29 protein-coding genes are annotated in these 26,700 nt (G+C 64.8%); 23 read left to right on the top strand and 6 right to left on the bottom strand.

Annotated features, from left to right (window positions below; genetic code table 11):
• The first annotated feature begins 14 nt into the window (after positions 1-14).
• From rpsA to cysM, 9 genes are all read left to right on the top strand, one after another.
• Positions 15-1,745 carry a 30S ribosomal protein S1 gene (rpsA, locus tag CFB34_RS19180; RefSeq protein WP_011694214.1) on the top strand — a complete coding sequence of 577 codons (1,731 nt, stop codon included), beginning with the start codon at positions 15-17 and terminating at the stop codon, positions 1,743-1,745.
• Between the two features lie 22 nt (positions 1,746-1,767).
• Positions 1,768-2,091 (top strand): integration host factor subunit beta, encoded by a 324-nt coding sequence (locus CFB34_RS19175; protein ID WP_006486894.1) that lies wholly within the window; start codon positions 1,768-1,770, stop codon positions 2,089-2,091.
• 210 nt (positions 2,092-2,301) lie between these two features.
• Positions 2,302-2,595, top strand: coding sequence for a LapA family protein (locus tag CFB34_RS19170; RefSeq protein ID WP_021157458.1), 294 nt, complete (start codon positions 2,302-2,304; stop codon positions 2,593-2,595).
• 53 nt (positions 2,596-2,648) lie between these two features.
• Positions 2,649-3,821, top strand: coding sequence for a lipopolysaccharide assembly protein LapB (gene lapB / locus CFB34_RS19165; RefSeq protein ID WP_089439497.1), 1,173 nt, complete (start codon positions 2,649-2,651; stop codon positions 3,819-3,821).
• Between the two features lie 90 nt (positions 3,822-3,911).
• Entirely contained in the window at positions 3,912-5,312 is a 1,401-nt protein-coding gene (locus CFB34_RS19160) for a UDP-glucose/GDP-mannose dehydrogenase family protein (protein ID WP_089439498.1), read from the top strand.
• A gap of 7 nt (positions 5,313-5,319) precedes the next feature.
• Positions 5,320-6,270, top strand: coding sequence for a D-glycero-beta-D-manno-heptose-7-phosphate kinase (gene rfaE1 / locus CFB34_RS19155; RefSeq protein ID WP_011351339.1), 951 nt, complete (start codon positions 5,320-5,322; stop codon positions 6,268-6,270).
• A 63-nt stretch (positions 6,271-6,333) separates the two neighbouring features.
• Positions 6,334-7,326 (top strand): ADP-glyceromanno-heptose 6-epimerase, encoded by a 993-nt coding sequence (gene rfaD, locus CFB34_RS19150; protein WP_089439499.1) that lies wholly within the window; start codon positions 6,334-6,336, stop codon positions 7,324-7,326.
• Positions 7,327-7,400: 74 nt separating this feature from the next.
• On the top strand, positions 7,401-7,742 hold the full coding sequence (locus CFB34_RS19145) for a helix-hairpin-helix domain-containing protein (protein ID WP_089439500.1): 342 nt from the start codon (positions 7,401-7,403) through the stop codon (positions 7,740-7,742).
• 211 nt (positions 7,743-7,953) lie between these two features.
• Positions 7,954-8,856 (top strand): cysteine synthase CysM, encoded by a 903-nt coding sequence (gene cysM / locus CFB34_RS19140; protein WP_089439501.1) that lies wholly within the window; start codon positions 7,954-7,956, stop codon positions 8,854-8,856.
• A 79-nt stretch (positions 8,857-8,935) separates the two neighbouring features.
• Here the strand turns inward: cysM and mltB are convergent, their stop codons facing one another.
• Positions 8,936-10,279 (bottom strand): lytic murein transglycosylase B, encoded by a 1,344-nt coding sequence (gene mltB / locus CFB34_RS19135; protein WP_089439502.1) that lies wholly within the window; start codon positions 10,277-10,279, stop codon positions 8,936-8,938.
• A 43-nt stretch (positions 10,280-10,322) separates the two neighbouring features.
• Between mltB and CFB34_RS19130 the strand changes: the two genes are divergently transcribed.
• Positions 10,323-11,246: a histone deacetylase family protein gene (locus tag CFB34_RS19130; RefSeq protein WP_089439503.1), complete on the top strand. Its 924-nt coding sequence runs from the start codon at positions 10,323-10,325 to the stop codon at positions 11,244-11,246.
• Positions 11,247-11,276: 30 nt separating this feature from the next.
• On the opposite strand, the gene CFB34_RS19125 is transcribed toward CFB34_RS19130, so the two are convergent.
• A complete protein-coding gene (locus tag CFB34_RS19125; RefSeq protein ID WP_089439504.1) occupies positions 11,277-12,197 on the bottom strand; it encodes an alpha/beta hydrolase in 921 nt (306 codons plus the stop codon).
• Between the two features lie 219 nt (positions 12,198-12,416).
• On the opposite strand from CFB34_RS19125, the gene CFB34_RS19120 reads away from it, so the two are divergent.
• The 5 genes from CFB34_RS19120 to CFB34_RS19100 all read left to right on the top strand — a co-directional run bounded on the left by CFB34_RS19120 (position 12,417) and on the right by CFB34_RS19100 (position 16,848).
• Complete coding sequence (locus CFB34_RS19120; RefSeq protein WP_089439505.1) at positions 12,417-13,451, top strand: methionine ABC transporter ATP-binding protein; 1,035 nt, start codon at positions 12,417-12,419, stop codon at positions 13,449-13,451.
• Positions 13,441-14,094 (top strand): methionine ABC transporter permease, encoded by a 654-nt coding sequence (locus tag CFB34_RS19115; protein WP_011351347.1) that lies wholly within the window; start codon positions 13,441-13,443, stop codon positions 14,092-14,094. The genes CFB34_RS19120 and CFB34_RS19115 overlap by 11 nt, the downstream gene beginning before the upstream one ends.
• 29 nt (positions 14,095-14,123) lie before the next feature.
• Positions 14,124-14,918: a MetQ/NlpA family ABC transporter substrate-binding protein gene (locus CFB34_RS19110; RefSeq protein ID WP_089439506.1), complete on the top strand. Its 795-nt coding sequence runs from the start codon at positions 14,124-14,126 to the stop codon at positions 14,916-14,918.
• Positions 14,919-15,146: 228 nt separating this feature from the next.
• Positions 15,147-15,896 carry an electron transfer flavoprotein subunit beta/FixA family protein gene (locus CFB34_RS19105; protein ID WP_089439507.1) on the top strand — a complete coding sequence of 250 codons (750 nt, stop codon included), beginning with the start codon at positions 15,147-15,149 and terminating at the stop codon, positions 15,894-15,896.
• Between the two features lie 16 nt (positions 15,897-15,912).
• Positions 15,913-16,848, top strand: a complete 936-nt coding sequence (locus CFB34_RS19100) for an electron transfer flavoprotein subunit alpha/FixB family protein (protein ID WP_089439508.1) — start codon at positions 15,913-15,915, stop codon at positions 16,846-16,848.
• Between the two features lie 214 nt (positions 16,849-17,062).
• Here the strand turns inward: CFB34_RS19100 and CFB34_RS19095 are convergent, their stop codons facing one another.
• Positions 17,063-18,349 carry a D-amino acid dehydrogenase gene (locus CFB34_RS19095; RefSeq protein WP_089439509.1) on the bottom strand — a complete coding sequence of 429 codons (1,287 nt, stop codon included), beginning with the start codon at positions 18,347-18,349 and terminating at the stop codon, positions 17,063-17,065.
• Between the two features lie 145 nt (positions 18,350-18,494).
• On the opposite strand from CFB34_RS19095, the gene CFB34_RS19090 reads away from it, so the two are divergent.
• Together CFB34_RS19090 and CFB34_RS19085 are read left to right on the top strand one after the other, a co-directional pair.
• Positions 18,495-18,983: an Lrp/AsnC ligand binding domain-containing protein gene (locus CFB34_RS19090; protein WP_011351353.1), complete on the top strand. Its 489-nt coding sequence runs from the start codon at positions 18,495-18,497 to the stop codon at positions 18,981-18,983.
• A gap of 90 nt (positions 18,984-19,073) precedes the next feature.
• Positions 19,074-20,255, top strand: coding sequence for a PA0069 family radical SAM protein (locus CFB34_RS19085; RefSeq protein ID WP_089439510.1), 1,182 nt, complete (start codon positions 19,074-19,076; stop codon positions 20,253-20,255).
• 49 nt (positions 20,256-20,304) lie between these two features.
• On the opposite strand, the gene CFB34_RS19080 is transcribed toward CFB34_RS19085, so the two are convergent.
• A complete protein-coding gene (locus CFB34_RS19080; RefSeq protein ID WP_089439511.1) occupies positions 20,305-20,772 on the bottom strand; it encodes a TM2 domain-containing protein in 468 nt (155 codons plus the stop codon).
• A 109-nt stretch (positions 20,773-20,881) separates the two neighbouring features.
• The gene (locus tag CFB34_RS19075; protein ID WP_089440366.1) at positions 20,882-22,021 is read right to left on the bottom strand and encodes a sorbosone dehydrogenase family protein; all 1,140 of its coding nucleotides are present in this window, start codon (positions 22,019-22,021) and stop codon (positions 20,882-20,884) included.
• Between the two features lie 153 nt (positions 22,022-22,174).
• Between CFB34_RS19075 and rpsP the strand changes: the two genes are divergently transcribed.
• From rpsP to CFB34_RS19045, 6 genes are all read left to right on the top strand, one after another.
• Positions 22,175-22,429, top strand: coding sequence for a 30S ribosomal protein S16 (rpsP, locus tag CFB34_RS19070; protein ID WP_006476550.1), 255 nt, complete (start codon positions 22,175-22,177; stop codon positions 22,427-22,429).
• A gap of 42 nt (positions 22,430-22,471) precedes the next feature.
• The gene (gene rimM / locus CFB34_RS19065) at positions 22,472-23,152 is read left to right on the top strand and encodes a ribosome maturation factor RimM (protein ID WP_089439512.1); all 681 of its coding nucleotides are present in this window, start codon (positions 22,472-22,474) and stop codon (positions 23,150-23,152) included.
• Between the two features lies 1 nt (position 23,153).
• A complete protein-coding gene (gene trmD, locus CFB34_RS19060; protein WP_006476548.1) occupies positions 23,154-23,948 on the top strand; it encodes a tRNA (guanosine(37)-N1)-methyltransferase TrmD in 795 nt (264 codons plus the stop codon).
• 133 nt (positions 23,949-24,081) lie between these two features.
• On the top strand, positions 24,082-24,474 hold the full coding sequence (gene rplS, locus CFB34_RS19055; protein ID WP_006753174.1) for a 50S ribosomal protein L19: 393 nt from the start codon (positions 24,082-24,084) through the stop codon (positions 24,472-24,474).
• Positions 24,475-24,561: 87 nt separating this feature from the next.
• Positions 24,562-25,248: a CoA pyrophosphatase gene (locus CFB34_RS19050; RefSeq protein WP_069247448.1), complete on the top strand. Its 687-nt coding sequence runs from the start codon at positions 24,562-24,564 to the stop codon at positions 25,246-25,248.
• 120 nt (positions 25,249-25,368) lie between these two features.
• Positions 25,369-26,307 (top strand): CobD/CbiB family protein, encoded by a 939-nt coding sequence (locus CFB34_RS19045; RefSeq protein WP_011351361.1) that lies wholly within the window; start codon positions 25,369-25,371, stop codon positions 26,305-26,307.
• A 66-nt stretch (positions 26,308-26,373) separates the two neighbouring features.
• Here CFB34_RS19045 and CFB34_RS19040 read toward each other — a convergent pair whose 3' ends face one another.
• The gene (locus tag CFB34_RS19040) at positions 26,374-26,694 is read right to left on the bottom strand and encodes a hypothetical protein (RefSeq protein ID WP_089439513.1); all 321 of its coding nucleotides are present in this window, start codon (positions 26,692-26,694) and stop codon (positions 26,374-26,376) included.
• Between the last annotated feature and the right edge of the window lie 6 nt (positions 26,695-26,700).

Raw genomic sequence — 26,700 nt, 5'->3', positions numbered from 1 at the left:
TGGCACAGCGATCCATGCACAATCAGATTTTTATGTCCGACCTGCAAACCTCTACCCCGAATACTGAATCTTTCGCGGCTCTGTTCGAAGAGTCGCTGACCCGCCAAGACATGCGCGCCGGCGAAGTGATTTCCGCCGAAGTCGTGCGCGTCGACCACAACTTCGTGGTCGTCAATGCAGGCCTGAAGTCCGAGGCTTACATTCCGATCGAGGAATTCCTGAACGATCAGGGCGAGGTTGAGGTGCAGTCGGGCGATTTCGTGTCCGTCGCGATCGACGCACTCGAAAACGGCTACGGCGACACGATCCTGTCGCGCGACAAGGCGAAGCGCCTTGCATCGTGGCTGTCGCTGGAAAAGGCGCTCGACAACAACGAACTCGTCACCGGCACGATCACCGGCAAGGTGAAGGGCGGCATGACCGTGATGGTCAACGGCATCCGCGCGTTCCTGCCGGGTTCGCTGGTCGACACGCGTCCGGTCAAGGACACGACCCCGTACGAAGGCAAGACGCTCGAGTTCCGCGTGATCAAGCTCGATCGCAAGCGTAACAACGTCGTGCTGTCGCGTCGTGCAGTGATCGAAGCAACCCAGGGCGAAGAGCGCGCGAAGCTGCTCGAGACGCTGAAGGAAGGCGCGATCGTCAACGGCGTGGTCAAGAACATCACCGACTACGGCGCGTTCGTCGACCTCGGCGGCATCGACGGCCTGCTGCACATCACCGACATCGCATGGCGTCGTGTGCGTCACCCGAGCGAAGTCCTGTCGGTTGGCCAGGAAGTCACCGCGAAGATCCTCAAGTTCGACCAAGAGAAGAACCGCGTCTCGCTGGGCATCAAGCAACTGGGCGACGATCCGTGGGAAGGCATCTCGCGCCGTTACCCGTCGGGCACGCGCCTGTTCGGCAAGGTCACGAACATCACCGACTACGGCGCATTCGTCGAAGTGGAATCGGGCATCGAAGGCCTCGTCCACGTGTCGGAAATGGACTGGACCAACAAGAACGTTGCTCCGTCGAAGGTTGTCCAGCTGGGCGACGAAGTCGAAGTCATGGTCCTCGAGATCGACGAAGACCGTCGTCGTATCAGCCTCGGCATGAAGCAGTGCAAGCCGAATCCGTGGGATGACTTCAGCCGCAACTTCAAGAAGGGCGACAAGATCACGGGCGCAATCAAGTCGATCACCGACTTCGGCGTGTTCATCGGTCTGCCGGGCGGCATCGACGGCCTGGTCCACCTGTCGGACCTGTCGTGGAGCGAAGCTGGCGAAGAAGCTGTTCGCAAGTACAAGAAGGGCGACGAAGTCGAAGCAATCGTGCTCGGTATCGACGTCGAGAAGGAACGTATTTCGCTGGGCATCAAGCAGCTCGAAGGCGACCCGTTCAGCAACTACGTTGCAATGAACGACAAGGGCTCGATCGTCGACGGCGTCGTGAAGACGGTCGATGCGAAGGGTGCGGTCGTTACGCTGACGGGTGACATCGAAGGCTACCTGCGCGCGTCGGAAATCTCGCAGGATCGCGTCGAAGACGCACGCAACGTGCTGAAGGAAGGCGACAAGGTCAACGCGATGGTGATCAACATCGATCGCAAGTCGCGCGGCATCAACCTGTCGATCAAGGCGAAGGATTCGGCTGAACAACAGGAAGCGATCCGCGGCCTGCAGTCGGACTCCAGCGCTGCTGCGACCGGTACGACCAACCTCGGCGCGCTGCTGAAGGCGAAGCTCGACGGCCAGAACCAGTAAGCCTCACGAGGTCTGCTGAAGTATGACCAAATCCGAGTTGGTCGCGCAGCTGGCATCGCGATTTCCGCAACTTGTCCTCAAGGATGCGGATTTCGCGGTGAAAACGATGCTCGATGCGATGTCTGACGCCCTGGCGAAAGGGCATCGCATTGAAATTCGGGGTTTCGGCAGCTTTGGCCTCAACCGTCGCCCGGCGCGCGTCGGACGCAACCCGAAGTCAGGGGAGAAAGTGCAGGTGCCCGAGAAGTTCGTGCCGCACTTCAAGCCTGGCAAGGAATTGCGCGAACGCGTCGACGGCCGCGCCGGTGAGCCGCTGAAGGCTGATGATCCGGACGACGAGCGTTGAGCGTCATCCGGTTTGCCCGGAACCCATCCGGCGAAGGCTGAAAAGAAAAGCGCCCCTTGCGGGCGCTTTTTTCATTTCCGGCGATCGCCGCGCAACGGCGGCGCGCAGGATCTGCGCAGCCGCGGAAACGCATCCTTTACAATACGGGTCGATTCGGCGCGACGAAGGGGAGTCGCGCGCCGCGGCAAACCTCAACAAAGAGAGGGCTTCATGAAGTTTATCGTCTGGCTGATCCGGGTATTGGTGTTCGTACTGCTGCTGGTGCTTGCGCTGGCCAATACGCAAACCGCGACGCTGAATTTCGTTGCCGGCTATTCATGGCAAGCGCCGCTGATCCTGATCGGCCTGGCGTTCTTCGCCGTGGGGCTGCTGGCCGGCTTGCTGTCCGCGCTGCCTTCGATCTTCCGCCTGCGTCTCGAGAACGGGCGCCTGAAGCGCGATCTGCGTGCGGCGCGCGAAACGCCGGCCGTCATCGACCAGCCGCCGATGCCGCCCGTCATTTAACACGGACGCCGCGCGATCATCGCGCGGTTTTCGTCTCTGCTTCGATATTTCGCATGGATCTGGATTTTTGGTGGTTGCTCGCGATTCCGGTCGCGTTCGCGCTGGGTTGGGCGGCGTCACGCTATGACCTGAAGAATCTCCTGTCGGAGAGTGCCAACCTGCCGCGATCGTATTTTCGCGGCCTGAATTTTCTGTTGAACGAACAACCCGACAAGGCGATCGATGCGTTCATCGAGGTCGCCAAGCTCGATCCCGAGACGGTCGAGCTGCACTTCGCGCTCGGCAACCTGTTTCGCCGCCGCGGCGAGACCGATCGTGCGATCCGCGTGCACCAGAACCTGCTGAGCCGCACGGACCTGCCGGTCAACGAGCGCGACCACGCGCTGTACGAGCTCGGCCAGGATTTCCTGAAGGCCGGGCTGCTCGATCGTGCCGAAGAGGCGTTTCACAAGCTCGCCGACGGCGATTACGCGCTCGGCGCGCAGCGGGCGCTGCTGACGATCTACGAGATCGAGAAGGACTGGAACAAGTCGATCGATACGGCAAAGCGCATCGAGTCGATGAGCGACAAGCCGCTTGGCGTCGAAATCGCCCAGTTCCACTGCGAACTCGCGCAGGACGCGCTGCAGCGCAAGAACGCGGCAGCGGCCGCCGAGCAGCTGCGCCTGGCGCTGGCCGTGAACCCGCAGAACGTGCGCGCGACGGTGCTGTCCGGTGACGCGGCGGAAGCCGAGGGCAACCACGCGGCCGCGATCGAGCACTGGAAGCGCGTCGAGGCGCAGAATCCCGCGTATCTGCCGCTCGTCGCCGACAAGCTGATGAAGGCGTATGTCGCGCTCGGCAAGCATGCCGAAGGCGCCGAGCTGCTGATGGGGTATATCGACCGCTATCCGTCGAACGACCTGCTCGACATCGCGTACCAGCACATCGCGGGGTTGCGCGGCCAGGAGGCGGCGCACACGCTCGCGCGCACGCAGATGGAGAAGTCACCGAACCTGTCGGGGATGCTGCATCTGCTCGATGCGCAAATCGCCGCGGCCGACGAACCGCGTCGTAAGGAACTTGAAATGATGCGTGCGCTGATCAAGCAGCGCACGAAGAATCTGCCACGGTATACGTGCCAGAATTGCGGTTTCCGGGCACGGCTCTTCTATTGGCAGTGCCCCGGATGCAGCGGCTGGGAAACCTATGCGCCGCGCCGCGTCGAACCTGCGATGCCGGGCTGATCCCGGCACGCAGAGCCAACGCGCTGCGGTTGTCGCCGGGCTCGTCCCGGCGGCCAAGTTAGTCAATTACCGGGAAGTACCGGAACATCTATGAAAATCACCATCATCGGCACCGGCTATGTCGGTCTCGTCACGGGCGCGTGCCTCGCGGAGATCGGTCACGACGTCTTCTGTCTCGACGTCGATCAGCGCAAGATCGACATCCTGAACAACGGCGGGATGCCGATTCACGAACCGGGGCTGCTGGACATCATCGCGCGCAACCGCGCGGCGGGGCGCCTGCGCTTCTCGACCGATATCGAGGCGAGCGTCGCGCACGGCGAGATCCAGTTCATCGCCGTCGGCACGCCGCCCGACGAGGACGGCTCGGCCGACCTCCAGTACGTGCTCGAAGCCGCACGCAACATCGGCCGCCACATGACGGGCTTCAAGGTGATCGTCGACAAGTCGACGGTGCCGGTCGGCACCGCACAGCGCGTGCGCGGCGTGGTCGACGAGGCGCTCGCCGCCCGCGGTCTGGCAGGCAGCGTCGCGCATCGCTTCTCGGTCGTGTCGAACCCGGAATTCCTGAAGGAAGGCGCCGCGGTCGAAGACTTCATGCGTCCGGACCGGATCATCATCGGCGTCGACGACGACGAGACGGGCACGATCGCGCGCGAGAAGATGAAGAAGCTTTACGCGCCGTTCAATCGCAACCACGAGCGCACGATCTACATGGACGTGCGTTCGGCCGAATTCGCGAAATATGCGGCGAACGCGATGCTCGCCACGCGCATCTCGTTCATGAACGAGATGTCGAATCTGGCCGACAAGGTCGGCGCCGACATCGAGGCCGTGCGCCGCGGGATCGGCTCCGATCCGCGCATCGGCTATCACTTCCTGTACGCCGGCGTCGGCTACGGCGGCTCGTGCTTTCCGAAGGACGTCCAGGCGCTGATTCGCACGGCCGGTGAGAACGGCCAGCCGCTGCGTATCCTCGAGGCCGTCGAGGCGGCCAACTATGCGCAGAAGGACGTGCTGATCGGCAAGATCGAGCAGCGCTTCGGCGCCGACCTGAGCGGCCGCGAGTTCGCGGTCTGGGGCCTGGCGTTCAAGCCGAACACCGACGACATGCGCGAGGCGCCGAGCCGTCGCCTGATCGCCGCGCTGCTCGAACGCGGCGCGACCGTGCGTGCGTACGATCCGGTCGCGGTCGACGAGGCGCGGCGCGTGTTTGCGCTCGATTTCGGCGCCGATCCGGATGCGCTGGCGCGGCTGCATCTCGTCGAGACGCAGGACATCGCCGTGACGGGGGCGGACGCGCTCGTGATCGTGACCGAATGGAAGGAATTCCGGAGTCCCGACTTCACGCGCCTGAAGGCCGAACTGAAGGCGCCGGTGATCTTCGACGGTCGCAATCTCTATGAGCCGGATGCGATGGCCGAACTGGGCATCGACTACTACGCGATCGGCCGGCCGTATGTCGATCCCCAGTCGTCCACCCGTGGCTGACCACACGATGAATACTCTTCGCGAAGTCGTTCCGGTGCCGCGCGAGCAGCTCGCGCGCTCGCGCGTGCTTGTCGTCGGCGACGTGATGCTCGACCGTTACTGGTTCGGCAACGTCGATCGCATTTCGCCTGAAGCGCCGGTGCCGGTCGTGCACGTGCAGCGTCAGGAAGAGCGCCTCGGCGGTGCGGCCAACGTCGCGCGCAACGCCGTGACGCTCGGCGGCCAGGCCGGGTTGCTGTGCGTCGTCGGGTGCGACGAACCCGGCGAGCGGATCGTCGAACTGCTCGGCAGCAGCGGCGTGACGCCGCATCTCGAGCGCGACCCGGCGCTGCCGACCACGATCAAGCTGCGCGTGCTCGCGCGCCAGCAGCAACTGCTGCGCGTCGACTTCGAGGCCATGCCGACGCACGAGGTGCTGCTCGCGGGGCTCGCGCGCTTCGATGCGCTGCTGCCGCAGCACGACGTCGTGCTGATGTCGGATTACGCGAAAGGCGGCCTGACGCACGTCACGACGATGATCGAGAAGGCGCGGGCGGCCGGCAAGTCCGTCCTCGTCGACCCGAAGGGCGACGACTGGGCACGCTATCGCGGCGCGTCGCTGATCACGCCGAATCGCGCTGAACTGCGCGAAGTGGTCGGGCAGTGGAAGTCGGAAGACGATCTGCGCGCGCGCGTCGCGAAGCTGCGCGCGGAACTCGGCATCGACGCGCTGCTGCTCACGCGTTCGGAAGAAGGGATGACGCTGTTTTCCGCCACCGGCGAACTGCACGCACCGGCGCTCGCACGCGAGGTGTTCGACGTGTCGGGCGCGGGCGATACCGTGATTGCAACGGTCGCGACGATGCTCGGCGCGGGCGTGCCGCTCGTCGACGCCGTCGTGCTCGCGAATCGCGCGGCAGGCATCGTGGTCGGCAAGCTCGGCACGGCCACGGTGGACTACGACGAACTGTTTCACTGAGCGCATGCGGTGGCGCGACGAGCGCGCCGCACGCATGGCTCGCACTTTTCAGGCAGGACGATCATGACCCTCATCGTCACCGGCGCAGCCGGTTTTATCGGCGCGAACATCGTCAAGGCGCTCAACGAGCGCGGCGAAACGCGCATCATCGCAGTCGACAACCTGACGCGTGCGGACAAGTTCCGGAATCTCGTCGATTGCGAGATCGACGACTATCTGGACAAGACGGAATTCGTCGAACGTTTCGCACGTGGTGATTTCGGCAAGGTACGCGCGATTTTCCACGAAGGCGCCTGTTCGGACACGATGGAAACCGACGGCCGCTACATGATGGACAACAACTTCCGCTACAGCCGCGCGGTGCTCGACGCCTGCCTCGCGCAGGGCACGCAGTTCCTGTACGCCTCGTCGGCCGCGACCTACGGCGGATCGACGCGCTTCGTCGAGGAGCGCGAGGTCGAGGCGCCGCTGAACATCTACGGCTATTCGAAGTTCCTGTTCGACCAGGTGATCCGTCGCGTGCTGCCGACCGCGAAGAGCCAGATCGCCGGCTTCCGCTATTTCAACGTGTACGGCCCGCGCGAGACGCACAAGGGGCGCATGGCGTCGGTCGCGTTCCACAACTTCAACCAGTTCCGTGCGGAAGGCAAGGTGAAGCTGTTCGGCGAGTACAACGGCTATGCACCGGGCGAGCAGACGCGCGACTTCGTGTCGGTCGAGGACGTGACGAAGGTGAACCTGTTCTTCTTCGATCATCCTGAGAAGTCGGGCATCTTCAACCTCGGCACGGGCCGTGCGCAGCCGTTCAACGATATCGCGTCGACGGTCGTGAACACGCTGCGTGCGCTCGACAACCAGCCGCCGCTGACGCTCGCGCAGCAGGTCGAGCAAGGGCTGATCGAATACGTGCCGTTCCCCGATGCACTGCGCGGCAAGTACCAGTGCTTCACGCAGGCCGATCCGACGAAGCTTCGCGCGGCCGGTTACGACGCACCGTTCCTGACCGTGCAGGAAGGCGTCGACCGCTATGTGCGTTGGCTATCTGGCCAGGTTTAAGCGGAAGCGTTGCATCGATAGACTGGGTCTCACGGTCGGCAGCCGCCGGCCGTTTTTCATCGGAGATCCAGCACATGATCAGGAAATGGTTGGCCGCAGCGGCAATGCTCGGCACGATCGCGTCGGCCTGGGCGGCCGTTGACGTCAACACCGCGAACGAGGATGCGCTCGTCGGCATCAAGGGCATCGGCCCGGCTCGGGCGAAGGCGATTCTCGACGAACGCGGCGCACGCGGTCCGTTCAAGAATGCGGAAGATCTCGCGTCGCGCGTGAAAGGCATGGGCGGCCATACCGTCGAGCGGCTTCAGCAGGAAGGCCTGACGATCGGCGCGGCCGGCACGGGTGCCACGCCGCCGGCACCGGGCAAGCCGCTCGGCAAGCCCGCGGCACCGCCTGCCCGCACGGCACAGAAGTAACGCGACGCGCGCGACCGACAACGAGCTCCTTCAGTCGCCGTCATTGCGACGGCTTCCCGCGGCATGCCGCGGGTTTTTTGCGTGGGCGCGGTGTCTGCGGTGGCGGGTTGCACGGCACGCATATTCCATCGTCGCAATGGGGTTGCCGGCGTGAGCAGCGGTGCTGGTTTACAATCGATCGATTGATCGGCCTCGTACTCACGGTATATCCATGGCTTACAAAACTATCGAAGACACGATCGGCAATACGCCGCTCGTCCAACTGGTCCGCTTGCCGGACGATGAAATTCGCGCGCGCAACAACGTGCTGCTCGCGAAGCTCGAAGGCAACAATCCGGCTGGTTCCGTGAAGGATCGTCCGGCACTGTCGATGATCAGCAAGGCCGAGGCGCGCGGGCGCATCAAGCCGGGCGATACGCTGATCGAGGCGACGAGCGGCAATACGGGTATCGCACTGGCGATGGCGGCGGCGATCCGCGGCTATAAGATGGTGCTGATCATGCCGGAGGACCTGTCGGTCGAGCGCCGCCAGAGCATGGCTGCCTACGGCGCCGAAATCATCCTGACGCCGGTGAAGGGCGGGATGGAGCTGGCACGCGATCTCGCGGACCAGATGCAGCGCGAAGGCAAGGGCGTGATCCTCGACCAGTTCGCGAACCCCGACAATCCGATTGCGCACTACGAAGCGACCGGCCCGGAAATCTGGCGCGATACCGAAGGGCGCATCACGCACTTCGTGTCGGCCATGGGCACGACGGGCACGATCATGGGCACGTCGCACTATCTGAAGGAACAGAATCCGGCGATCGAGATCGTCGGTGCGCAGCCAGAAGACGGTTCGCGCATTCCCGGCATCCGCAAGTGGCCGGAAGCGTACATGCCGACCATCTTCGATCGCAGCCGGGTCGACCGCGTCGAGAACGTGAGCCAGGCCGCGGCGGAAACGATGGCGCGCCGGCTCGCGTCGGTCGAAGGCATCTTCGCGGGCATTTCGTCGGGCGGCGCATGTGAAGTCGCGATGCGCATCGCGCGTCAGGTCGAGAATGCGACGATCGTGTTCATCATCTGCGATCGCGGCGACCGCTACCTGTCCACGGGCGTGTTCCCTGCCTGAACGCGGGCAGGTGCGCGCAACCCGCGTGCGATAAAAAAAGCGCCGCTTGTGCGGCGCTTTTTCTTTGAGCGGCTGGTACTTATTGCGACTCGGTGTCGACGGTGGCCGGCTGAAGTGCGCCGTTCGCTTCCATCTGCGCCTTCACCGCCTCGCCAAGCTGGTACACGGTGAGCGCATAGAAGAAGCTGCGGTTGTAGCGCGTCAGCACATAGAAATTCTTGAGGCCGAGCATGTACTCGGTCGCACGCCCCGGCGACGGCAGGTCGACCACCGTCACCGGGGTACCGCCTTCGGTCGTGATGTTGACCGTCGGCTCGTTCAGCGTCATGCCTGCGCGCAGCAGTTGCGACAGCGCCCAGTGCGGTTCGGGCTGGCCGTCGGCCGCGGCCTGGGCAATTCCCAGGCTGCCCGTATCGGGCGTGATCTGCCAGACCACCGGGCGGTCGGTTTCCCAGCCGTGCTGCTTCAGGTAGTTCGCGACGCTGCCGATCGCATCGACAGGACTGCTGCGCAGGTCGACATGGCCCGTGCCGTCGAAGTCGACCGCATACTCGCGGATGCTGCTCGGCAGGAACTGCGGAATCCCGATCGCGCCCGTATACGAGCCGAGCACGGTGGTCGGGTCGAGCTGGTTGTCGCGCGTCCAGACCAGGAAGTCCTCGAGGTTCTTGCGGAACGTCGCCTGGCGGCTGTCGCGATTCGGCGTGTCGGGATAGTCGAACGTGAGCGTCGTCAGCGCGTCGAGCACGCGGAAATTGCCCATGTAGCGGCCGTAGATCGTCTCGACGCCGATGATGCCGACGATCACTTCGGGCGGCACGCCGAACTGCTCGGATGCGCGTTGCAGCGTTGCCTGGTTCGCCTTCCAGAATTTCACGCCCGCGTTGATCCGGATCGGCTCGATGAAGCGCGAGCGATAGACGCGCCAGTTCTTGACCGTCGGCGACGGCGCCGGCTTCACGAGCTTGACCGCTGTCGCCGAATAGCTGATGCGCGAGAACAGCGCATGCAGGCTCGCGGAGTCGAAGCCGTTGCGGCTGACCATCTCGTCGATGAACGCATCGACCTTCGCGTTGTTCGCGTAACGCTGCGGAACAATTTCCTCTTCGAAGGTCTGGCCTGGCGGCGTCGGCTGCTGCGGCTGGGCCTGTGCGACGAGCTTGCCCGTGGACTTCGCGGGTTGCGTCTGCGCGCCGGCAGGCGCGGTGCCGAGGGCCGCGACCATAGCGGCCGCAACGAGCGGCACGCGAGCACGGAACAGCGCGGAGAGAAGGGCGGCAGGCTTGCTGGAATTCATGTCGAAGCGGGCGGACAAGGCGATTGGGTTCGGCGCAGTATACCCGACGGATCCGGCGCGCCGGGGCGTGGCGGGCCCCCGTTGTGGTAAGTTAGCGGCGAATTCGCGGCAGACGATGGACATCATTGATGGAGACCTGCGGTGCACCGTGCGCCGCGGATGACAGCTTATGGCAACCGCTTTCTATACGCACCCCGACTGCATGCTGCACGAGATGGGGGAATGGCATCCGGAATGCCCGGCCCGCCTGTCGGCGATCCAGGATCAACTGATCGCGAGCCGCATCGACGACCTGATCGTGCACGAAACCGCGCCGTTCGCGAGCGAAGTCGCGCTGGGCCGGGTGCATACGCAGGCGCACATCGACTACATCCGGAGCATGACGCCGGTCGACGGCTACGTCGAGATCGATCCCGATACGCTGATGAACTGCGATACGTGGCGTGCGGCGCTGCGCGCGGCCGGTGCCGCGATCGCGGCGACCGACGCGGTGATCGAAGGCCGCTATGCGAATGCGTTCTGCGGCGTGCGCCCGCCCGGCCACCACGCGGAGCCCGCGCGCGCGATGGGTTTCTGCTTCTTCAACAACGTCGCGATCGCCGCGCGGCACGCGCTCGACGTACACGGTCTGGAGCGCGTGGCGATCATCGATTTCGACGTGCATCACGGCAACGGCACCGAGGCCGCATTCGCGAATGACGAGCGCGTGCTGATGTGCAGCTTCTTCCAGCATCCGCTGTACCCGTTCTCGGGCGTCGATCACCAGGCGCCGAACATGGTCAACCTGCCGATGCCGGCGCGTAGCAACGGGATGGCGATCCGCGAAGCCGTCGACATGTTCTGGCTGCCGCGCCTCGATGCGTTCAAGCCGCAGATGCTGTTCGTGTCGGCGGGTTTCGATGCGCATCGCGAGGACGATATCGGCAACCTCGGCCTCGTCGAAGCCGACTTCGAATGGCTGACCGCGCAGATCGTCGACGTGGCCCGCCGGCATGCGCAGGGCCGCATCGTGAGCTGCCTCGAAGGCGGCTACAACCTGTCCGCGCTCGGGCGCAGCGTCGTTGCGCACCTGCGCGTGCTGGCCGGGATCTGATTACCGATTAACCGGCCGGGCCGGGCGCGCTCAGCGCGCCGGCACGCGCGCGTGAATCCACGCGATCAGCGCGTCGATCACGCGATCGCGTTCGAGATCGTTCATCGTTTCGTGATAGCCACCTTCGTAGAGCGTCAGCGTGCGATCGGGCGAGCCGACGCGCGCGCCGAACACCCGGCTGCCGTCGGGCTCGGTCAGCTTGTCCTCGGTTCCGTGATAGACGAGCACCGGAACGCGTAGCTCACCGCGGCCGCTTTCGATGCGCGCCATCGCGTCGAGAATCTCCGCGCCGGTGCGCGCGGGCACCGCGCCGTGATGCACGAGCGGATCGGCACGATTGGCCGCGACGATGGCCGGATCGCGCGACAGCAGTGCCGCATCGATCCTGATGGCAGGGAAGGTCGGCCAGACGCGGCTGATGACGCGGCTCACCGCGAGCATCCAGCGCGGCACGTCGCGCCCCGGCGCGAGCGCCGGGCTCGACAGCACGAGGCCCGTCAGCAGGGGGCCGCGCGTCGGCGCGCGTTCGATCGCGTACAGCGCCGCGACCGCGCCACCCATGCTGTGCCCCATCAGGAACAGCGGCGAATGGCCGCGCGCGGCTTCGGCGACAAGCGCATCCGCATCGTTCAGGTAGCCGTCGAAGCGCTCGACCCACGCGCGCTTGCCGGGAGACTGGCCGTGCCCGCGCAGGTCGATCGCGAGCACGTCGATGCCGGCCGCATTCAGCCGGCCGGCGAGCGCAGCATAGCGGCCCGCGTGTTCGGCAAGACCGTGAACGAGCGCGATCGTCGCGCGCGGCGGCGTGGAGCCATCGCCGGCGGACCACCGGTACGACGCCAGTTCGAGCCCGTCCGCGGTACGCAGCCGGCCCATGGTCGGCGCGGGCGGCGACGAAGGCGCCGGTCCGGCGGTGGCGGGCGTGGCGGCCGGCGTCGTGGTGGCGGTCATCTGGCGTGTCCCCTGTCGGTTGGCATATGTGTTCCGGATCATAGTCGCGGCACCGTCGCGGCGCGCCAGCGGGGCTCCTCTAATTTCGTGTGGTTATGAAAAGATCGAAATCGATTATTAAGGGGAATGAGGGGTTTGCGGTAAAATCGACGGCTATTCCAGATGCATCGGCGGCCGACTGGCGGGCCAACTCGCCAGCCGGGCCGCCGTTTTGTTTACATGATCGAATTACGCAATCTTTCGCAGCGATTTCCCGGGCCGGGTGGCTGGGTCGAGGCGCTGCGCAATATCAACCTGACGATTCCGCAGGGTGAGGTGTTCGGCATCATCGGCCGAAGCGGCGCCGGCAAGAGCACGCTCGTGCGCACCATCAACCTGCTCACGCGGCCGACCGAAGGCAATGTCGTCGTCGGCGGGCGCGATCTCACGCTGCTGCCGGCTGGCGCGCTGCGCGAGGCGCGCCGCGAGATCGGCATGATCTTCCAGCACTTCAACCTGCTGTCGTCGCGCACGGTGTTCGACAACGTCGCGCTGCCGCTCGAACTGGCCGGCGCCAGCCGTGCCGAGATCGAGGCCGCCGTGCTGCCGCTGCTCGACCTTGTCGGGTTGTCTGCGCAGAAGGATCGCTATCCGTCGCAGATCAGCGGCGGGCAGAAGCAGCGCGTCGGCATCGCCCGCGCGCTCGCGAGCCAGCCGAAGGTGCTGCTGTCGGACGAAGCGACGTCCGCGCTCGATCCCGAGACCACGCGTTCGATTCTCGACCTGCTCAAGCGCATCAACCGCGAACTCGGCCTGACGATCGTGCTGATCACGCACCAGATGGAAGTAATCAAGCAGGTGTGCGATCGCGTCGCGGTGCTCGATGCGGGGCGCGTGGTCGAGGAAGGCCGCGTGATCGACGTGTTCCTGCAGCCGCATCACGAAGTGACGCGCGCGCTGATCGGCGACGTGATCGCGCAGGAGTTGCCGCCCGCGTTGAAGGCGCGCGTGGCCGAGCGGCTGAAGACGGGCAGCGGGCATTTGCTGCGGCTCGCGTTCACGGGCTCGGGTGTCGACCAGCCGATCCTGTCGGAGACGATTCGCCGGTACGAACTCGATTTCAACATCCTGCACGGCCAGATCGACGAGATCCAGGGGCAGGCATTCGGTTCGCTCGCGGTGCTCGCGGGCGGCGAGCCGGGCAAGGTCGGGCAGGCGCTCGCGTTCCTGCGCGAGCAAGGTGTGGTGGTAGAGGAGCTTTCGTATGTTGAGTGAGATGTTCGATATGTTCGTGCAGTCGTTCTGGGAGACGCTGATCATGGTCGGCATCTCCGGGGTGGTCGGCGCGCTCGTCGGCCTGCCGCTCGGCGTGCTGCTCTACCTGACCGACCGCCAGGGCGTGCTGCAGAACCTCGCGGTGAATCGCGTGCTCGGCGGCATCGTGAATGCCGTCCGCTCGACGCCGTTCATCATCCTGCTGGTCGCGGTGATTCCGTTTACGCGGCTCGTCACGGGTTCGTCGATCGGCACGGCCGCGGCGGTCGTGCCGTTGACGCTCGCGGCCGCGCCGTTCATCGCGCGTCTCGTCGAGACGGCGTTGCGCGAAGTCGACCGCGGGCTGATCGAGGCTGCGCAATCGATGGGCGCGACCACGTCGCAGATCGTCTTCAAGGTGCTGCTGCCCGAATCGCTGCCGGGCGTCGTCGCGGGCCTGACGATCACGTTCGTGTCGCTGGTCGGCTATTCGGCGATGGCGGGCGCGATCGGCGGTGGCGGCCTCGGCGATCTCGGGATCCGCTACGGCTACCAGCGCTATCTGCCCGAAGTGATGTGGACGGTGGTCGCGATCCTGATCGTGTTCGTGCAGATCGTGCAGTCGTTCGGCGACTGGCTCGTCCGCCGGCTGAGCCACAAGTAAAACAAGATTGATCCGTCAGGGGACACTCGATGCAACGACGCTTCATGCTGAAATTCGCGGCGGCACTGGGCGCGGCCGCGCTGTTTGCGGGCGCACACGCGCAGGCCGAAACCATCAAGGTGGGCGTGACGGGCGGGCCGCACGCGCAGATCATGGAAGTGGTGAAGAAGGTCGCGGCGAAGAGCGGCCTCGACATCCGCATCGTCGAATTCTCCGATTACGTGCAGCCGAACGCCGCGCTGGCGTCGGGCGACCTCGATGCGAACAGCTACCAGCACGATCCGTATCTGCAGGCGCAGGTGAAGGATCGCGGCTACAAGCTGGTCAAGGTCGCGGATACCGTCACGTTCCCGATGGGCATCTATTCGAAGCGCGTGAAGTCGCTGGCCGAACTGAAGCCGGGCGCGCGTATCGCGGTCCCGAACGATCCGACCAATGGCGGCCGTGCGCTGCTGTTGCTGCAGAAGCAGGGCCTGCTGAAGCTGCGCGCGGACACGGGGCTGAAGGCGACGCCGCTCGATATCGTCGACAATCCGCGCAAGCTGAAGATCGTCGAACTCGATGCGGCGCAGATTCCGCGCTCGCTCGGTGACGTCGACGCGGCTGCGATCAATACCAACTACGCGATGGAAGCGGGGTTGAAACCGAAACAGGACGCGATCGCGATCGAGGGCCCGAACGGCCCGTACGCGAACATCCTCGCGATCCGCGAGGCGGACCGGAACAAGCCGTGGGTCGCGAAACTGGTCGCGGCCTATCATTCGGCCGAGGTGAAGCAGTTCATCGAAGGCAAGTTCGGCGGCGCGGTCATTGCCGCCTGGTAACAGGTGAAGCACGCGGCGCCCGGCGAGATTAGAGTCGATGATCGAAAACCCGGGCTTTGCGTCCGGGTTTTTTCTCTTTTAAAATAGAACGACCGTTCGATATCATTGGCGCGTCGCCAAGAAGCGGTATCCTCGACAACCACGAAGGTTGGGTCCGCTTGGCCGCGCAGTCATGAGGCCTCGCTATAGAATGGCCTCTGGTCGTATTCGTAACTTTGGAGCGTGTGCATGAAAATCCTGGTGCCAGTGAAAAGAGTGGTCGATTACAACGTGAAGGTCCGCGTGAAGTCGGACAACACGGGTGTCGACATCGCGAACGTGAAGATGTCGATGAACCCGTTCGACGAAATCGCGGTTGAAGAAGCCGTGCGCCTGAAGGAAGCGGGCGTGGCGACCGAAGTGATCGCCGTGTCGGTCGGTGTCGCACAGGCGCAGGAAACGCTGCGTACGGCGCTGGCGATCGGCGCGGATCGCGCGATCCTCGTCGAATCGAACGACGGCGTCGAGCCGCTGGGCGTCGCAAAGATCCTGAAGGCGCTGGTCGACAAGGAGCAGCCGCAACTGGTGATCCTCGGCAAGCAGGCAATCGACGACGATTCGAACCAGACGGGCCAGATGCTGGCCGCGCTGGCAGGCCTGCCGCAAGCGACGTTCGCCTCGAAGGTCACGGTGGCCGACGGTAAAGCAACGGTCGCACGCGAAGTCGATGGTGGCGCGGAAACGCTGTCGCTGTCGCTGCCGGCCGTCATCACGACCGACCTGCGCCTGAACGAGCCGCGCTACGTGACGCTGCCGAACATCATGAAGGCGAAGAAGAAGCCGCTCGAAACCGTGAAGCCGGAAGACCTGGGCGTCGACGTTACGCCGCGTCTGAAGACGCTGAAGGTGGTCGAGCCGCCGAAGCGCGCAGCCGGCGTGAAGGTGCCGGACGTGAAGACGCTGGTCGAGAAGCTGAAGACCGAAGCCAAGGTGCTGTAAGAGGGAGCGGAAAGAAATGACGATTCTGGTGATTGCAGAACACGACAACGCGTCGATCAAGGCCGCGACGTTGAACACGGTGGCGGCGGCAGCGAAGATTGGCGGTGACATTCACGTGCTGGTCGCGGGCCACAACGCGCAAGCGGCTGCGGACGCAGCAGCGAAGATCGCAGGTGTGTCGAAGGTCCTCCTGGCCGACGCGCCGCAACTCGAAGCGGGTCTCGCGGAAAACGTCGAGGCGACCGCGCTGAACATCGCGAAGGACTACTCGCACATCCTCGCGCCGGCGACGGCCTACGGCAAGAACATCGCGCCGCGCATCGCCGCGAAGCTGGACGTCGCGCAGATCTCGGACATCACGGCGGTCGATTCGGCCGACACGTTCGAGCGCCCGATCTACGCGGGCAACGCGATCGCGACGGTGCAGTCGAGCGATCCGATCAAGGTCATCACGGTACGTGCGACGGGTTTCGATCCGGTGGCAGCGGAAGGCGGCAGCGGGTCGGTCGAGAAGATCGAAGCGGCAGCCGATGCCGGCAAGTCGCAGTTCGTGAGCCGTGAAGTGACGAAGCTGGACCGTCCGGAACTGACGTCGGCGAGCATCATCGTGTCGGGCGGCCGCGGTCTGGGCAGCGGCGAAAACTACACGAAGGTGCTGGAGCCGCTGGCGGACAAGCTGTCGGCAGCACTGGGCGCTTCGCGCGCGGCAGTCGACGCTGGCTACGTGCCGAACGACTACCAGGTCGGCCAGACCGGCAAGATCGTCGCACCGCAGCTGTACATCGCGGTCGGTATCTCGGGTGCAATTCAGCATCTGGCCGGCATGAAGGATTCGAAGGTGATCGTTGCGATCAACAAGGATCCGGAAGCGCCGATCTTCAGCGTGGCCGATTACGGCCTCGTCGGCGATCTGTTCGCGCTCGTGCCGGAGCTCGTAGCCGAGCTCAGCTAAAGCAGTGTGACGCTTCAGCGGTAAGCACACGAGAAGAGGGGCGCGACGAGCGCCCTTTTTTTCGCCGGCGACGGCGGGGTAATAGGGAGACACCTCGTGAGCCATCACGCCGCTGACCGGCATGACAACGCGATTCGATGAAATGAAAACGGCGCCCCGAAAGGGCGCCGTTCTTTTTGATGCCGGCCGTTCGCACGGCCGCGGGCGTGTCGGCTTATGCGTATGCCGGGCGCGTCTGGCCGGCCACGTCCTTCAGATAACGATGCACCGACAGGTCGTCGGCCTGGATCGCGGGCATCTTGCCCGAGATCAGGTCCGCGAGCAGCTGGCCCGAGCCGCACGACATCGTCCAGCCGAGCGTGCCGTGGCCGGTGTTCAGGAACAGGTTCGACACCGGCGTGCGGCCGACGATCGGCGTGCCGTCCGGCGTCATCGGGCGCAGGCCCGTCCAGAACGTTGCCTTCGACGTGTCGCCGCCGCCCGGGAACAGGTCATTCACGCACATTTCGAGCGTTTCACGGCGTGCGGCACGCAGCTTCTTGTCGAAGCCGACGATTTCCGCCATGCCGCCGACGCGGATGCGCTGGTCGAAACGCGTGATCGCGATCTTGTAGGTCTCGTCGAGCACGGTCGACACGGGCGCGGCCGCTTCGTTGACGATCGGCGCGGTGATCGAATAGCCCTTCAGCGGATAGACGGGGATCTTCATCAGGTTCGAGATGAAGCTCGTCGAGTACGAGCCGAGCGCGACGACGTACGCATCCGCGCGCACCGTCTCGCTGCCGCACTGCACGCCGGCGATCTTGCCGCCCGCGATCGCGAGTGCATCGATCGACGTGTTGTAGCGGAACTTCACGCCAAGCGATTCGGCGAGCGCCGCGAGGCGCGTCGTGAACAGCTGGCAGTCGCCCGTTTCGTCGCCCGGCAGGCGCAGGCCGCCCGTCAGCTTGTGCGAGACGGCGGCAAGTGCCGGCTCGGCTTTCTTCAGGTCGGCCGGGGAAAGCAGTTCGAACGGCACGTTCGCTTCCTGCAGGACGGCGATGTCCTTCGCCGCGCCGTCGAGTTGCTGCTGCGTGCGGAACAGTTGCAGCGTGCCGCCCGTGCGGCCTTCGTACTGGATGCCGGTATCGGCGCGCAATGCCTGCAGGCAGTCGCGGCTGTATTCGGCGAGGCGAACCATGCGGCCCTTGTTGACCGCGTAGCGCTCGGCCGTGCAGTTGCGCAGCATCTGATACATCCACTGGAGCTGGAAACGCGTGCCGTCGAGGCGGATCGCGAGCGGCGCATGCTTTTCGAACATCCACTTGACGGCCTTCAGCGGCACGCCGGGTGCGGCCCACGGCGCGGCATAGCCGGGGGAGATCTGGCCTGCGTTCGCGAAGCTCGTCTCGAGCGCCGGGCCGGCTTCCCGGTCGATCACCGTGACTTCATGGCCGGCGCGCGCGAGGTAATACGCGCTTGCCACGCCCACCACACCGCTGCCCAGAATGACGACTCGCATAGCTGCTCCAGATGGAAGGGACCAGATCGAGGCCGGGCGCACCTGCGTCTCCGTGTAACCTCTAGCTGATCTAGTTTTTTGCGCTATGGTATTGTCGAATGTGTAGGTTTTGTTATCGTATTTTTCAGGTTTTCAGCATAAACAAATGAGAACGCAACGTCAGCCCGTACGCTCGCTCGACAAGCTCGACCGACGCATCCTGAAACTGCTCCAGGACGACGGCCGGATGGCGATGAAAGACCTTGCGGAACAGGTTGGACTGACCGTCACGCCGTGTATCGAGCGTGTGCGGCGCATGGAGCGCGATGGCGTGATCACCGGTTATCACGCACGAGTCGACCCCCACCAGCTGGATGCCGCGCTGCTGGTGTTCGTCGAGATCACGCTCGGCCACAAGGGCGGCAACATGTTCGAGCAGTTCCGCCGCGAAGTGATGAAGATCGACGAGGTGCTCGAGTGCCATCTCGTATCCGGTGATTTCGACTATCTGATCAAGGCGCGGATCGGCGAGATGGCCGACTACCGGAAGCTGCTCGGCGACATCCTGCTGCAGTTGCCCGGCGCCGTGCAGTCGAAGAGCTATGTCGTGATGGAAGAAATCAAGGAGACGCTGACGATCGCGGTGGGTGACTGACGCGCCTGAGGCGGCCCGTCAGGCCCTTTATCCCGCCCTTGGCATGCTGCACCCAATACTGTATAAATGTACAGTATTGGGTGCAGGCGAATGGGTGGGCACATGGACGATCGATCCGACAACGAATTTCCGATAGCGCCGCCCGTGCCCCGCAAGGGGCGCGGTGCGGTCGACAACCTGCAAGGGCGATACGAGATCGCGCAGCGCGAAGCGGTCGACGACGGCTGGACACACGAGTCGGACGATACCGATTTCTCCGCGCCGCTGCGCACGCAGGTCTTCGAGGAGCGTGCGAAGAGCATCCTGACGCGCAACCAGTCGCCCGACATTCCATTCAGCGTATCGCTCAATCCGTATCGCGGCTGCGAGCACGGTTGCATCTATTGCTTCGCGCGGCCGACGCACAGTTATCTCGGCCTGTCGCCGGGGCTCGATTTCGAAAGCCGCATCTATGCGAAGGTCAATGCGGCCGAACTGCTCGAGCGCGAGATTTCACGCAAGCGCTACGTGCCGGAGCCGATCGCGCTTGGTGTCAACACCGACGCCTACCAGCCGGTCGAGCGCGACCTGCGCATCACGCGCAGCGTGATCCAGGTGATGCACGATCGCGGATTGCCGTTCGCCGCGATCACGAAGTCGTCGCTGATCGAGCGCGATCTCGACCTGCTCGCACCGATGGCCGAACGCGGGCAGGTGATGGCGGCGGTCACGATCACGACACTCGATGCCGATCTCGCGCGCACGCTCGAGCCGCGCGCGGCAACACCGGCGCGCCGGTTGCGTACGATTCGTGCGCTGAGCGAGGCGGGCGTGCCGGTCGGCGTGAGCATTGCGCCGATGATCCCGTTCGTCACAGAGCCCGACATGGAGCGTGTGCTCGAGGCGTGCGCGGAAGCCGGCGCGACGCATGCGAGCTACATCATCCTGAGGCTGCCGTGGGAAGTCGCGCCGCTGTTCAAGAACTGGCTTGCCGCGCATTTTCCCGATCGCGCGGAGCGCGTGATGAACCGCGTGCGCGACATGCGCGGCGGGAAGGACTACGACTCCGATTTCTCGAAACGGATGAAAGGCGAGGGGATCTGGGCCGACCTGCTGCGGCAGCGTTTTCGCCAGGCCGTCAAGCGGCTCGGGTTGAACGAGCGCACGAACGGGATTCTCGATCTGTCGCAGTTTCGCGGTGCGCCGGCCACCGCGGCGCCGCGCGTTGCTGTTCGTTCAGCCGCAGCGCGGTCGACGCAGTCGCGTGACGACTCGCAATTGAACCTGTTCTGACCGGTGTGCCAAACCGGCACAGGGCGCCGGTGCGTAGCGGCCGTTACGCTTACTGTGAAATCTGCTTGGCCGCCTCGACCTGCGACTCGAAGTACGTCTGGAACGACAGCGCGAGTGCGGTCATCAGCAGGAAGGCACCGATCAGCAGCGAGAAGATCACCACGAAGATCACGGTCCAGCCCGACTTGCTGTGCTTGCCTGTCTCCGCGTTGAATTGCGCGTCCCATTTTTCGTCGGGGCGCAGCCCGTAGACGAGCGCGGCAAGGAGCGCCGCCAGCAGCGAGATCGCGCCGGGAACGGCAAGCCACCAACCGAGGCCGGCGCTGCGCTGGGTTGCGGCGAGCAGGAGGAAGCCCGGAATGCCGACGATCGTCGCGAGCAGATGCGCCCAGCCGAACACGTCGCGAAAGCCATACAGATAAAAGCGGTGCGCGCCGAGCGATCCGAACAGGAACGCGAGGGCGGCGGTGAGCGTCTTGGAGCGAAAGCGGCGGGACGGAGCGGTGCTGCTGGACATGGATGGCGGCGTATTGTCGTTGGCATGGGCGGCCGGCGGGCCGGCGCGGGCGCGCGGCCCAGCACGCATTCTACGATGCCCGGTCGGGCCCGGTCACCCCTGTCCTGCGTCAAGGTGCCGCATAGGTCACGCGGTAGATCGCGCCCGCGTAGTCGTCGCTGACGAGCAGCGAGCCGTCCGGTAGCGGCAGTACGTCGGCGGGGCGCCCCCATACCGTGCCGTCGGGTCGCAGCCAGCCCGTGACGAACGGGGTCTGGCGCGCCTGGCTGCCATCCGCCGAGACGACGACGCGCATCACGCGGTAGCCGACCTTCGTGCTGCGATTCCACGAGCCGTGTTCGGCGATGAAGACGTTATTGCGATACGACGCCGGAAACATCGACCCTGTATAGAACCGCATGCCGAGTGCCGCGACGTGCGCACCGAGTTTCAATACGGGCGGTACATAGCGGCGGCATACGTCGGCGCTGCCGAATTCGGGGTCGGGCGTGTCGCCGCCATGGCAGTACGGGAAGCCGAAGTCGAGGCCGGCGCGCGGTGCGCGGTTCAGCTTGTCGTCGGGCACGTCGTCGCCCATCATGTCGCGCCCGTTGTCGGTAAACCAAAGCTCGCCAGAATCGGGGTGCCACGCGAAGCCGACCGTATTGCGTACGCCGCGGGCAACGACCTCGTTCCCGCTGCCGTCCGCCTTCATGCGTGCGATGATCGCGTAGCGGTTGCGATCGGCGAGACAGACGTTGCACGGTGCGCCGGTCGGCACATACAGCTTGCCGTCGGGGCCGAACGCGATGAATTTCCAGCCGTGATGGTGTTCGGTCGGCAACGCGTCGGTGACGACGGCAGGTGCGGGCGGCGTGGCCAGCCGGTCGTCGATACGATCCAGACGCAGAATGCGTGAGACGGCGGATATATAGAGTGCGCCGCCACGGTAGGCGACGCCGACGGGCATGTCGAGCCCGGACGCTACCACGTAGCGCGCACTGATCCGGCCCTCGTGCATGACGAATGCGTGAACGCGGCCTTCCCGGGTGCCGACATACAGGATGCCGCGCGGCGACCACGCCATTTCACGCGCGGTCGGTACCGCGTCGACCAGCACTTCGACGTGGAAGCCGGGTGGCACGACGAGTTCGCCCACCGGCAACGGCGCGGCAAACGCCAGTGCGGACGCGAGGCAGGCAAGGCCGGCAAGCAGCGCCGCGAAACGGTGCTGCGCGCGGCGCATCGAGGCGGCGCGAAGGGGCGGCATGACGGTGTGGAACGTCGCGGACACGACGATTGTATGCCCGGCGGACAGGCTGCCTCCCGATTTTTTACGCGTAAGTGTTTGTTGTACCTCTGGTTTCCGGCTATAATCGCGTGTTTCAGTAGTTTCGAACCCGGTTTTCCCGAAGGACATCATATGGTTATCATCCGTCTGGCTCGTGGCGGCTCGAAGAAGCGCCCGTTCTACAACATCGTTGCTACCGATTCGCGCAACCGTCGTGACGGCCGCTTCATCGAGCGCGTCGGCTTCTACAACCCGGTCGCTACGAAGGGCGAATCGCTGCGTATCGCTCAGGATCGCCTGACGTACTGGCAAGGTGTTGGCGCGCAACTGTCGCCGACCGTCCAGCGTCTCGTGAAGGAAGCGCAAAAGGCGCAACCGGCTGCCTAACATGGCACGGTGTGCCGGTCGTGCCGGCTGTGAGGTGCATTGATGGCGGGTCACGATTCCGGTAATGCAAGGCGCGGGCGTGCGTCGTTTGGCGCATTCGTCCGCAAGCCGGTCGAGCGCGACGCTGTCGCGAACGCCGGTCAGGCTGCCGAGCAGCAAGGCAGTCTCGAAGTGGCGCAAGCCTGGCCCGACGATGCCGTCGAGGTCGGGGCGGTGGTCGACGCCTATGGCCTGAAGGGTTGGGTCAAGGTGGCGACGCATGCCGACGCCGGCCGCGGTGGCGATGCGCTGCTCAAGGCGCGCCACTGGTGGCTGGAACGCGGAGCGGAGCGGCTTTCCGTCCGCATCGTGCAGTCGAAGGCGCACAGCGACACCGTCGTTGCGCAACCCGCGGGCGTCAGCGACCGCGATGCCGCGTACGCGATGCGCGGCTTTCGCGTGTTCGTGCGCCGGGAAGATTTCCCGGCATTGGCCGCGGACGAATTCTATTGGGTCGACCTGATCGGTCTCGACGTCGTCAACGAGCAATCGGTGGCACTCGGGAAGGTGAGCGGGATGATCGACAATGGCGTGCATTCGATCATGCGTGTCGAGTATCCGGCGACCGGCAAAGACGGTCAGCCGACCACCGACGAGCGGTTGATTCCGTTCGTCGGCGCATACGTCAAAACGGTGGATCAGGCGGCGCGTCGTATCGTCGTCGACTGGGAAGCCGATTACTGAAATGAACCAGGTTACCGAGAGCGCGGTGCAGTTCGACGTCGTCACGCTCTTTCCCGAGATGTTCCGTGCACTGACCGACTGGGGGATCACCAGCCGGGCCGTCAAGCAAGGGCGCTTCGGGCTGCGCACCTGGAACCCGCGTGATTTCACGACGGACAACTACCGCACGGTCGACGATCGTCCGTACGGTGGCGGTCCGGGCATGGTGATGCTGGCCAGGCCGCTCGAAGCCGCGATCGATGCCGCGAAAGCGGCGCAGGCGGAGCAGGGCATCGCGAGCACGCGTGTCGTGATGATGTCGCCGCAGGGCGCACCGCTCACGCACGATCGTGCGGTGCGGATGGCGCAGGAGCCTGGTGTCGTCGTGCTGTGCGGCCGCTATGAAGCGATCGACCAGCGCCTGCTCGATCGTTGCGTCGACGAGGAAATCAGCCTCGGCGATTTCGTCCTGTCCGGCGGAGAATTGCCGGCGATGGCAATGATGGATGCGGTCGTGCGGTTGCTGCCCGGCGTGCTGAACGATTCGCTGTCGGCCGTGCAGGACAGCTTCGCTGATGGCCTGCTCGATTGTCCGCACTACACGCGCCCCGAGGAATACGACGGCGTGCGCGTGCCGGACGTGCTGCTCGGCGGGCATCATGCCGAGATCGAGAAGTGGCGGCGTCAGGAAGCATTGAGGAATACGTTGCGGAAGCGGCCGGATCTGATCGTCCGGGCGCGCCGCGAGAAGTTGTTGAGTCGCGCCGACGAGGCGTGGCTTGCGAACCTCGCACGCGAAGCGAAGGACGCCTCCTGAGGCGGCTGCGCGAGCGGGAATTGGCGGTGCCGTACATGCGTGTGCGGCGCCTGATGTGAATCCATCCTCTATCGGGGCCAGGCCTGGAAGCAGGCGGGTGTGAACGCCGACACGATGGCATAAGGAGTCAGTAATGAATCTGATCGCAAAACTTGAGCAGGAAGAAATCGAGCGCGCGCTCGCCGGCAAGACGATCCCCGAATTCGCCCCGGGCGACACGGTGATCGTGAACGTGAACGTGGTTGAAGGTAACCGCAAGCGCGTTCAGGCTTACGAAGGCGTCGTGATCGCGATTCGCAACCGTGGTCTGAACTCGAACTTCATCGTCCGCAAGATCTCGTCGGGCGAAGGCGTCGAGCGTACGTTCCAGACGTACTCGCCGCTGCTGGCAAGCATCGTCGTGAAGCGCCGCGGTGATGTGCGTCGTGCGAAGCTGTACTACCTGCGCGAGCGTTCGGGCAAGTCGGCTCGTATCAAGGAAAAGCTGGTGTCGAAGGATCGCGCCGCAGCAGCTTCCCAAGAGTAAGAGCTGTAAGGAAAAAGCACCCAACCGGGTGCTTTTTTCATACTGGCGCGAGAATATGCTCGATACGACACGAACCCGAGAGCCCCATTGAATCGCCGCCCCATCATCGATCCCGAAGTCCTGCCGGTCGAAGGCACCGGCGCCGGCCTGCCGGCCATCGATTCCCGCCTGATGACGCCGTCCGGCCTGCGCGACCGTTTCGCGCGCACGCTCGAATGGAGCGTCGAACCCGGCGAGGCGAGGCTGCAGGAGGGCGTCGACCCACGCAGTGCGGCCGTCCTGGTGCCGCTCGTCGTCCGTGAGTCCGGTCTCACCATGCTGCTGACCCAGCGCGCCGATCATCTGAACGACCATGCCGGGCAGATCAGCTTCCCCGGCGGTCGTCGCGAACCGTTCGATCGCGATGCAACCGCCACCGCGTTGCGCGAGGCGAAGGAAGAGATCGGGCTGGCAGACGAGCGTGTCGAGATCCTCGGCGCGCTGCCCGACTACCTGACCGGTACGGGCTTTTGCGTGACACCGGTGGTCGGCCTCGTGCATCCGCCGTTCACCGTGCAGGCCGACACGTTCGAAGTGGCCGAGATTTTCGAGGTCCCGCTCGCGTTCCTGATGAATCCCGCGAACCATCAGGTGCGTGTGTTCCGCTGGGAAGGCGGCGAGCGTCGTTTTTTTGCGATGCCCTATCCGAATGGCGAACCCGGCGGGCATTACTTCATCTGGGGCGCAACTGCCGGCATGTTGCGCAATCTGTACCGCTTCTTGGCCGCCGGCTAGGCGTGCACGATTGTCGGCGTGCGTGGCCGGCTGGCGGGCGACTGCACCGGCAGCCATCCGGTGCTTACGCTGTGCTATCGTTATGCAAAAAATGACATAACTCCGAAGACGGCGCCACGCATGACTTTCTTTTCGGTTCTCCTCGCTCTCATCATCGAACAGGTCCGCGCGTTGTCGCCGAACAATCCGGTGTTCGCGCTGTTCCAGTTTCATGCGGAAACCGTCGCGCATGGTCTCGACGCGGGCAAGCAGAAGCACGGCATCCTCGCCTGGCTCGCGGTCGTGTTGCCGTGGGTGCTGATCGTCGCGCTGATCTATTTCCTGCTGTTCAAGGTGAGCTTCGTGCTCGCATTCATCTGGAACGTCGTCGTCGTGTATTTCACGCTCGGCTTCCGTCAGTTCAGCCATTACTTCACCGACATCCACCTCGCGCTCAATAACGACGACGTGCCGCGCGCGCGCGAAATCCTGCACGAGTGGACAGGCATCGACACGGTCGATATGCCGGTCGGCGAGATCGTCCGCCATACGCTGATTCACGCCGTGGTCGCATCGCATCGCCACGTGTTCGGCGTGTTCTTCTGGTACGTGCTGCCGATCGGGCCGGCCGGTGCCGTGCTGTACCGGATTTCCGAATACCTCGCACGCAGCTGGTCGACGCCGGGCGACGACCGCACGGCGGCCTTCTCGACGTTCGCGCAGCGTGCGTTCTTCGTGATCGACTGGATTCCCGCGCGATTGACCGCGCTCGGCTTCGCGATCGTCGGTAATTTCGAGGACGCGATCTATGCGTGGCGCAACCACACGCGCCAGTGGCCCGATCCGAACGATGGCGTCCTGCTGGCAGCCGGCAGCGGCGCGCTCGGCGCACGCCTCGCGGGGCCGCTCGCGGAACCGTCGAGCCTCGATGCGCTGGCCGTCGGCGACAGCGGTCCGTTGACGGTCGGTGACGATTGCACGCCGCGTACGCTGCAATCCGCGGTGGGCCTCGTCTGGCGTGCGGTGATCCTGTGGATGATTCTGCTGCTGATGCTGACGCTCGCCGTCTGGGTGTCGTGACGGGGCAGTGCGGTACCCGATGAAAGACAGAAGGCCGGCTTGAAGCCGGCCTTTTTGCTGTGTGGGTCAGTCGTCTTCCAGCGGATCGCGCACGGCGCCGCATTGCCAGCACGCGGTGAACTGGGCTTCGAGCGCCTCACCGCACTGCCGGCAGCGCCACGGCGCGGCGCCGGCCGCCGGGCCGTGCGACGCGGCATCGAGGAGCTTGCGCGCGAGCGCGTCGTCGCGTTCGTCGTCGAGCCACAGTTCGGGCGTGCACGCGTCGGCGGGCAGGCCGCCGAGCGCGCCGGTCGCGTAGCAGTTATGCAGCTCGCAACCGATGCCGGCTACCTGAAGCACGTTGGCCCAATGCTGCGCCGTCGCGAGATCGGGTGCCTTGAAACGCATCGCGGC

Origin of the sequence: Burkholderia sp. HI4860 (assembly GCF_002223045.2) — a bacterium.
Lineage (GTDB): Bacteria > Pseudomonadota > Gammaproteobacteria > Burkholderiales > Burkholderiaceae > Burkholderia.
This window is presented reverse-complemented; position numbering and strand designations above follow the sequence as displayed.